This window comes from Mesorhizobium sp. WSM4312, from assembly GCF_002294875.1.
In the GTDB taxonomy this organism is placed as follows: Bacteria; Pseudomonadota; Alphaproteobacteria; order Rhizobiales; family Rhizobiaceae; genus Mesorhizobium.
Genome location: NZ_NSFU01000038.1, coordinates 24,067 through 32,659, shown reverse-complemented (window position 1 = coordinate 32,659; position 8,593 = coordinate 24,067). Strand labels below are relative to the sequence as shown.

6 protein-coding genes and 1 pseudogene are annotated in these 8,593 nt (G+C 59.3%); 1 reads left to right on the top strand and 6 read right to left on the bottom strand.

Annotated features, from left to right (window positions below; translation table 11 throughout):
- Positions 1-204: 204 nt before the first annotated feature.
- From CK228_RS33845 to CK228_RS33825, 5 genes are read right to left on the bottom strand one after another with little or no spacing between them, the layout of a single operon-like run.
- The gene (locus CK228_RS33845; RefSeq protein WP_063169341.1) at positions 205-1,206 is read right to left on the bottom strand and encodes an ABC transporter ATP-binding protein; all 1,002 of its coding nucleotides are present in this window, start codon (positions 1,204-1,206) and stop codon (positions 205-207) included.
- The gene (locus tag CK228_RS33840; protein WP_063169342.1) at positions 1,199-2,209 is read right to left on the bottom strand and encodes an ABC transporter ATP-binding protein; all 1,011 of its coding nucleotides are present in this window, start codon (positions 2,207-2,209) and stop codon (positions 1,199-1,201) included. Before CK228_RS33840 ends, CK228_RS33845 begins: the two co-directional genes overlap by 8 nt.
- Positions 2,206-3,138: an ABC transporter permease gene (locus tag CK228_RS33835; RefSeq protein WP_063169343.1), complete on the bottom strand. Its 933-nt coding sequence runs from the start codon at positions 3,136-3,138 to the stop codon at positions 2,206-2,208. Before CK228_RS33835 ends, CK228_RS33840 begins: the two co-directional genes overlap by 4 nt.
- On the bottom strand, positions 3,135-4,124 hold the full coding sequence (locus tag CK228_RS33830) for an ABC transporter permease (RefSeq protein ID WP_063169344.1): 990 nt from the start codon (positions 4,122-4,124) through the stop codon (positions 3,135-3,137). The genes CK228_RS33835 and CK228_RS33830 overlap by 4 nt, the downstream gene beginning before the upstream one ends.
- Positions 4,121-5,800: an ABC transporter substrate-binding protein gene (locus CK228_RS33825; RefSeq protein ID WP_063170379.1), complete on the bottom strand. Its 1,680-nt coding sequence runs from the start codon at positions 5,798-5,800 to the stop codon at positions 4,121-4,123. The genes CK228_RS33830 and CK228_RS33825 overlap by 4 nt, the downstream gene beginning before the upstream one ends.
- Positions 5,801-6,515: 715 nt before the next feature.
- Here CK228_RS33825 and CK228_RS33820 point away from each other — a divergent pair.
- Positions 6,516-7,586, top strand: a pseudogene (locus CK228_RS33820) (IS5 family transposase).
- Between the two features lie 248 nt (positions 7,587-7,834).
- Here the strand turns inward: CK228_RS33820 and CK228_RS35560 are convergent.
- On the bottom strand, positions 7,835-8,503 hold the full coding sequence (locus tag CK228_RS35560) for a hypothetical protein (RefSeq protein WP_176477193.1): 669 nt from the start codon (positions 8,501-8,503) through the stop codon (positions 7,835-7,837).
- Positions 8,504-8,593 lie beyond the last annotated feature (90 nt).

Sequence of the window (8,593 nt, the reverse complement as noted above, 5' to 3'; positions counted from 1 at the left end):
CTTCGTATCGCGGCGTTGGCGGTTTAATCGGGCCTAGTTCATTACACACTTCAGAGTGCCTCCCAGACATTGAGACTGATTCAAGATGGAGTGGCCAATTTCGACGGGTCTCAGCATTCTATCTGCATGGTGGTGTTCCAGCCCACCTGCCTGTGCAATACCAGATGGAATACGCTCATTGGGGTGGCGCTGATTGCATGCCTTTCACTTAGCGAGCCAGCAGGCTGACAGGTGCTGTGGTCCAACTTCGATCGCCGGCGGCTCCTCAGCTTTGCAACGGTCGAAGGCAAGCGGGCAACGAGGATGGAAACGGCAGCCCTTCGGCACGCGCGCGGCACTTGGAACCTCGCCCTGCAGGGCCGGCAACTCGGCGCGACCTGCGTTGCCGCCAATCTGCGGTGTGGCGTTGCGCAAGGCGACGGTATACGGATGGCGAGGGTTGAATGTGATCTCGTCGGCGCTACCAATCTCGACCAATTTTCCAAGATACAAGACCGCAATCCGGTCGGCGATCAGCCAGGCAAGGGGCAAATCGTGGGTGATGAACAGCAGCGCCATGTTGTGCCTGTCGCGCAAGTCAACCAGGACCTGAAGAATCTGAGCGCGTATCGAGACATCGAGCATCGATACAGGTTCATCAGCAACGATGAGTTCCGGCCGGACGGCAAGCGCTCCTGCAATCACGACGCGCTGGCGCTGCCCGCCGGATAGCTCGTGCGGGAAGCGGGCGAAGAAATCGCCGGGAGGATTGAGCCCAGCGGCCGCAAGCGCTTCACTCACCCGGTCGGCGAGTTGAGTGGCGTTACCGACCAGCCGCAGGGACTGCAACGGCTCCGCCACGATGTCGAACACGGTGTGTCGCGGATTGAGGGCCTGATAAGCGTCCTGGAAGATCATTTGCACGCGACGCCGGTACGGACGTAGAGCCGAGAAGCCCTCTACCGACCTCATGTCGCGGCCTTCGAACAGCATTCTGCCGCCAGTCGGCTTGGCAAGCTTGGTGATGACGCGGCCCACAGTGGTCTTGCCGCTTCCCGATTCGCCGACCAGGGCGACGATCTCGCCCCGCCCGACGTTGAGGTCGATCCCGTCTACCGCGCGCATGGCGCCGACAGATCGGCCCAGGACACGGTCGAACAGACCGCCCTGGATAGGAAAATGAACTTGCAGGCTCTCGAGACGCAGGATGCCGGCAGTGTCAGGCATGAACAGCGACCTTGTCTTCTTGCGTCAAGGACCGGTGAAGGTGACAGGCGACACGTCCCCGCCCGAACTTATTGAGGCTGGGGACTTCGGTCGCGCACCCCCCCATGACCGACGGGCAACGCGGATGGAAAGCGCAGCCCGAGGGTCGATTCACCAAGTTGGGAGGATCACCCGGTATTGGCCGGATCATCTTTTTGCCGCTCGCTGGGTTCGGGATCGATTCGATCAGCTGTCGGGTGTAGGGATGTTTGGGCTGGGCGAAAATCTCGGCGACAGTGCCATCCTCGACGATGCGGCCCGCGTACATGATCATTACGCGATCACAACACTTAGCCACCACAGAAAGGTCGTGGGTGATCAAAATCAGGGCGAGGCTCAACTGCGATCGCAAGTCGCCTAGCAGGTTAAGGATCTGAGCCTGAGTGATGACGTCGAGCGCTGTGGTGGGCTCGTCACCAATGATAATCGAAGGTCGACACGCGAGCGCCATGGCAATCATCACCCTTTGTCGCATTCCGCCCGACAACTCGTGAGGGTAGGCGGAACCACGATCCGCCGGGATGCCGACCAGTTGAAGCAACTCACTTCCCCGCTTGGTCGCCTCGCCCCGCGACATGCCGAGCTTCAGCATGCATGGCTCGGCGATCTGCTTGATAATGCGGTGAACAGGATTAAGTGCGTTCATCGCGCCCTGGAAGACAACGGACGTTTCGCTCCAGCGATGTGGCCGCATCGCCGCATCATCGTCGATCGGCAGTCGGTTGCCACGATAGCGCACTTGGCCGCCGCTGACCCGCGCGTTGGGTGATAGTAGACCAGCGATCGCCATCGCGGTCGTGGTCTTGCCACTGCCCGATTCTCCGACGAGGCCCACGGCCTCTCCGGCTCGGAGCGCGAAGCTTACGCCGTCGATTGCTCGCAATGAAACGCCCTTGAGCCCATAATCGACAGAGAGCCGGTCTATTTCCAGAAGCGGTGTTTTGTCCTGGGAGGAGCTGGTCATGGGATCACCCTCCGCCGTGGATTGAACGTGTCGTCAAGGGCACTGCCAATCAGGACGAAGCTAAGCGAAACCGTGAGTACGCACAGTCCTGGGGCGCCGAGGTACCACCAGGCTCCAGCACTGGCCGCGCCGGCGCGCTGAGCGAGCGAAAGCAAAGTGCCCCATGAAGGCTGCAACGGGTCCCCGAGTCCAAGGAATGAGAGCGATGTCTCGACATAGATTGCGCTGGCGACCACCAGCGCACCATTGGCTGCGATTTGCGGCACGAGATTGGGGAGGATGTGCCGCACCATGATGCCGAAATTACTGCTACCCGCAACGCGCGCACGATCAATGAATGGTCGCTCCTTAAGCGACAGTGTCTGACTCCGGACGATACGTGCAACAAAGGACCAGCTTGTCATGCCTATAACGACAATGATCACGAAAAGAGAAGGACGGAAGCCCAGGATTTCTCCACCGCGCCCCATCACCTCGAGAACCACGGGTGTAATGACCAGCGCCAGCACGAAGGACGGCATGACAAAAAAGAAGTCTGTCAAGCGCATCAGCCAGACGTCGACCCTGCCACCATAGTAGCCAGCGGTCGTACCGATTGTAGTCCCAACGACGAGGCTGATCACAGTCGCGAGTAGCGCAATCGTAAGCGAGATCCGGGCACCATGGAGGACCAGATTGAGCACGTCCCGCCCGATTTCGTCCGTGCCGAGCAGATGCTCGCCTGATGGGGGTGCGAGGAAATCGCCAGTTGCATTGATCGCAGTCTGGAGCGGTCCCGCCAGAATATTGGGGACCGCTCCCACAACAAGAAAGAATACCAGACATACGAGGCCCACCTGAGCACCGCCATAGCTGAGAAATTGACGCAGAAAGCCTTTTATTGCGCGCGCCCGGCCTCGCGGGCAATATCGAACAATATTGTCGCTCATTGTCGGACCCTCGGATCTAGAAGGCTGTAGGCAAGATCGGCTACGAGGTTTGCGAGAACAATTGAAACGCCAAGCAACAGGAATATGCCTTGAAGGACTGGGTAGTCCCGTGCGTTGAGTGCTTCCACCGTCAGCCCGCCGATACCCGGCCAGGCGAAAACGGCTTCGACAGTGATGGCCCCGGCGACCACATAGCCAATATTGAGGGTGATCAAGGTCACGACCGGTAGCATTGCATTGCGAAATGCATGACGCATCAGCATTTGACCGTTGGTCAGCCCTTTCGCCCGTGCGGTTACCATGTAATCCTCGGTGAGTACGTCACTCATTGCGGCACGAGCGACGACGACGTACTGGCCGATTAGCCCAAGCGCCACCGCAGTGGCGGGAAGCGTGAGATGTTGCAGGTAGTCGAGGAACGAACCAAGAGAGCCCGTGATCAGGCCGGGCGAGTATGCACCATAGCCCGGGAGCCAACCCAATGCCGTGCTGAAGATTACCACCAGGATCATGCCGAGCCAGAAAGCCGGCGTAGAATAGAGCGCCAGAGAGGCTCCGGTTGCGATACGGTCGCCGGCTCCTCCCCGGCGCCAGCCTGCGTAGATCCCAAGCATCACCCCAATAACGATTGCCATTATCTGAGCAACCCCGACTAGGACTATGGTGTCCGGCAGGCGTTCCGCTATCAGGTCTGCGACATGCCTGCCCCTGAACTTGAAGCTGTAGCCGAAATCGCCGCGGAGTGTTGCCGACAGGTAGTCGACCGCCTGGTCCGGGAACAGCGGCCGGTCAAGGCCCCAACGTTGGTTCTGCGCCTCAATCTGCTCGGCGGTGACGCTGACGCGCGCCCCGCCAAGCAAAAGAGATGCAGGGTCACCTGGAATAACTCGGAATAGGATGAAGTTCAGGACTGCCACCATCAGGAGGGTTATAGAGGCCCTGACGATGATGCGCAGGATGTGACGGCTCCCTCCCCCTCCGTTCACGGCGCGGGCACCGGCTTCAAGCGATCGAATGGGAAGTAGCTGTCCATCGACATGATGCCTTGCTTTCCCCAACCCTCGAAGCAATCCCTCCGGTGGGCTTCGAGCAGGGTGGGGTAACATAGTACGATGTAAGGCGCTTCAGTATAAATTAGTCGCGCTGCCTGGTCGACCAGCTTTTGGTTTTTCTTGAGGTCAACGGTGACCTGCACCTCCGCGAACAGTTTGTCGAACTCCGCATTCGTCCAGTACGCCTTGTTCTTGATGCCGATGGAATTGCTGCTGCCGAAGATGAGCAGGTCTTTAGGTGTTGGGCCTTGCCAGGTATCGGAAATGAGCAGATCCCACCCTCCGCCGCCTTTCGCCGGAGCTGCGGCGCGGGCGCTCAGCGCACCGGAGTCGAGCCGAGTCACCGATACAGGGATACCGATTTGCTCCAACCAGCCAGCGATAAACTGCACTGCCGCGACCGGCATCTCTATATTTGCTGAAGGTCCAGACACCAGCTCTAGCTGGAAACTCTTCCCGTCCTTGTCCTCCCGAATGCCATCGCCGTTCGTGTCCCGGTACCCTGCGGCGTCAAGCCGGCGGTTGGCTTCGGCGAGATCGAAGTGGCGCCTGATGTCGTTCAGATCTGAATAGTAATCGGCCGCCACCGGCATTGCGAGTCCGACACCAGGGTCGGCGTGTCCGCGCATGGCTCGATCGACGATGGCCTTCTGATCGATCGCGTAGCCGAGCGCATCGCGAAACGCCGGATCCTGCAGAGCCTTGGTGCTACCTGCGCCATCTCCCGAAGCGGTGTTGAAGGCGAGATAGGTTTTCTGAGCTATGCGGGATTCACCGACTACAATGTCGGGATCCTTCGAGAGATCAGCCCACTGGGCGGACGTCAGGTAGTTGCCATAATCGAGTTCCCCGCTCTTAAGACCTTGCGCAATCGGATCGGCGGCATCGAAGGACCGCAGGATCACCCCCGCGATTTGGGGCTTCCCCGTACGGAAATAGGGGTTCGGCGTCAGGCGTGTAAACTGGCCCTGGTGAAACTCCGAAACGATCATAGGTCCCGTACCCACCAAAGGCGGATCGTTGCGGAAGGTTACGCGTGCGTCAGCATAGCTGATGTCCTTCCAAATGTGCTCGGGAACGATCATTATGATATTGTCTATTGGCCAGGTCGCGGGGAACTTGGTCACGATCTGCAAAGTCTCGTCGTCGAACGCTTTGATGGACTCGACGTTCTCAAGACCGCTGGTGCTGTTCCACCCGACGTTTAGCTCGTCGGGCTTGCCTATGGAATCGTGCAAATAACTATAAGTGAACGCCGCGTCCCTAGCGGTAGCAGGCTGGCCGTCCGACCACTTCATGCCGGGCCAGATCTTGAAGGTCCAAGTGAGGTTGTCGTCGGCGACGGACCAAGATTGGGCAAAGCCCTTTCGATCGTCGTATCGCTGGGCGTCTATGCAGACCAAGAAATCATAGCAAATAGCCAAGGGCCAAAAGGAGCCCCAAGTGGCGAAGGGGTTCATCGAATCAGGGCCTCCACCCAGTCCGCCGATTCGCAGGATGCGATCGTCGCACGACGAGGCGAACGCCCTCGAGTTAATCCCCCAAGGGGTCGCCGAAATCGCCAGCATTGCCTTCATAAGCGCACGACGATTATATGAGTATTGGCTCATTTTATCCTCCCTGTTTGCCGGCTTTATCATCACTTCATGTTCACACGACCACGATGATCTACGGCCTCAACCCGGAACATCTGGCTTCCTTTTGACGGAAGCTCCACAGTCCCCTCATTCCAGATAAGTAGCAGTGCCCAGGGGGGTGGTTCCTGCAAATTGGCCGCTGTGCCTGCATGAATCCGGCGTTTTTCTCGATTCTGGGCACAGCTAGCCAGAATTAAAGTCGATTGGCCGGTTCCAGCTCCTGGCGGCGCCCACGGACAATTCGCATATAGCAAACGAGGCAGTCATTCAGGTTCTGTTCGCGACCTCGGGTTGGAGGGTCCCGTCGAGCCGCAAACGCCTTTATCACGGATGTGTGATGTCGGAATGTCGATGCCGAAATTCCAGAGGATATCCTCTTCCGGCACACGACGGTCTAAGAGGCGTTCGACAAGCTGCGCGCCGCGCAACAACACGGAGCTTGAGCCGCCCGTTGAAAAACGATGTAAACGCTGATGGATCTCCAGCCTGATGCGTGGCCGCCAGCTCGTCGACCGTGAACTATCCGCAAGCCATTGATCTGGCCTTTTGATTGAGGCGGATAGCGTCTTTTGAATTGCAGGATTAGCGGTATTTGGACGCTGTTTTCCTGCAATTCGGTTTTGCGATTCCCTTGTGCTGCGGAGCGTGATTCACTCGGTTCGGCGGCGGCGAATCGAGGGGACGGCGAATGTCCAAGCCACGCGAGACGGGAGAGCAGGACCTGTTCCGCTCCAGGCTCGATCAGATCATCAACATGAAGCAGGCGATCGACCGGCCGGTGCTGGAGGAGCGTTTCGGCGCCGTCTATTCGGACGGCCCCGGCATGCCGCCGCTGCCGACCCGGCTGATGGCGGGGCTGGCGATCCTCAAGCACACCTTCAACCTGTCGGATGAGGTGCTGTGCGAGCGCTGGGTGGAGAACCCTTACTTCCAGTATCTCACCGGCGAGACGTTCTTTTGCCATACGCTGCCGTTCGACCTCTCGTCGATGACGCGCTGGCGCAGCCGCATGGGCGAGGAGCGGATCGTGGCGCTGTTGCAGGAGAGCCTCAGCCTTGCGGTCAAGACCGGGGCGATGAAGCCGGCCGACACGCGCCAGGTGATCGTCGACACAACCGTGCAGCCGAAGAACGTCATGTTCCCGACCGACGCCAAGCTCATCAACCGGGCGCGCGAACGGCTGGTGCGGCTGGCCAAGAGGGAAGGAGCTCCATTTGCGCCAGAGCTATCAGCTGGCGCTGATCAGCCACCAGCGCTATGCCCACGCCAAGCAGTTCAAGCGGGCCAACAAGGCGCTGCGCAGGCTCAAGACCTATCTCGGCCGGACCATTCGCGACATTTCTCGCCAGATCGCCGGCGATGCGGGGCTGGACGCGCTCTTCAAATGGCCGTTCTACCAGGCCGCCACCGTTCTCTAGCAACGCCAGCGCCAGCGCGGCCGCAAGATCTACAGCCTGCACGCGCACGAGGTGGAATGCATTGGCAAGGGCAAGGCGCATATGCCCTACGAGTTCGGTGTGAAGGTGTCGGTGGCCACCACGCTGAAGCGCTCCAAGGGCGGCCAGTTCGCCCTGCATGCAAAAGCGCTGCCCGGCAATCCCTATGACGGCCACACGCTGGCAAGCGTCATATCGGCCACATCAAGAACGAACACCGCATGGGCCGCAACTACCTCGCCGGCCAGCAGGGCGACGCCCTCAACGCCGTCCTGGCCGCCGCCGGATACAACTTCTCCCTCCTGCTCAGGTGGCTGAAGTGATTTTTGTGGCCCTTGATCGCCCTGCTTCAACTCCGGCCGAAGTCGGTCGCCGCTTAGCGTCTGGATCACGGTCGACCAGCACGAGTTCCAAAAATCCAACCTGCATCTCAGGCACCGCGTCCTGACCTCGGAAATCGAGGATCCAGTCTCGACAGAGTATTCGACAAGATGCGGACGTGTGTTACAATAACGAGCCGCAACTCATACCAGACATGAGCTCATATTTTGGGATAGTGGCCTCCAAGCGGTCAAGCCACGGACGCGAATGTCATCCGATAAAGGGTCGCGGCGTCATAGATGGGCAGTCCTGTCCTACGACGGATTGCTGACGTCACCATCGGGAACAATGTACATTCAAATAGGAGGGCGGCAATCCCCGGATGTGCGGCGCCAAGTCGCGCGACACAGGCTGCAACCTCCGACTCCATTTCAACAACACCAGCCGGCCACGCGTCACCTTCAATGCCGCCGATGACTACTCTTGCCTCTGCGGATGAATCTATGCCCAGCAGCTCTTTGCCGCAGTGTCTTGAGTCTGCGGCCACAACGGCGAGCTTTGCGTCAGCTGGAAGCTGCCGGAGTAGCGTGGGCGCCAGTAGCAGGCTCGACATGGCCACCGGGACTTCGACAGACGCGGCCACTGCAGCCTGGTACCGGATACTGAACCCGCAGTCCCCGGTTATCGCGACTGCTCCGCGCTCGACCAACCGCCTGGCAGCTGCAATGTAGGCCGGCTCGAGAGAAGCATCACCGGGAATGACCCTCTCCTCCAAAGCCCCGGCCGCGGTCTCTATTATAATTGGGAAGTCGAAAGTTGCCGGGTTGAAGACCGACTCCGGTTGCGGTGGCGGAAATTCACGAGGCGGAAGTCCGATCTCCAGCCCAATAATTCCGAGGGCCCTTTGTTGAGTTGTCACGGAAGCATCCTTCTTCTGGAAGCAGCTAAGATGGTGATTTCGGCAGCAAATGCCCATCACCTGCGCGATACAGGTTCTCTCTGAATGCAC

Bases quoted from the DNA above. Each gene is read 5' to 3' on its own strand.
- CK228_RS33840 (WP_063169342.1), bottom strand. From the start codon at position 2,209: ATGACCAGCTCCTCCCAGGACAAAACACCGCTTCTGGAAATAGACCGG.
- CK228_RS33845 (WP_063169341.1), bottom strand. From the start codon at position 1,206: ATGCCTGACACTGCCGGCATCCTGCGTCTCGAGAGCCTGCAAGTTCAT.
- CK228_RS33835 (WP_063169343.1), bottom strand. From the start codon at position 3,138: ATGAGCGACAATATTGTTCGATATTGCCCGCGAGGCCGGGCGCGCGCA.
- CK228_RS33825 (WP_063170379.1), bottom strand. From the start codon at position 5,800: ATGAGCCAATACTCATATAATCGTCGTGCGCTTATGAAGGCAATGCTG.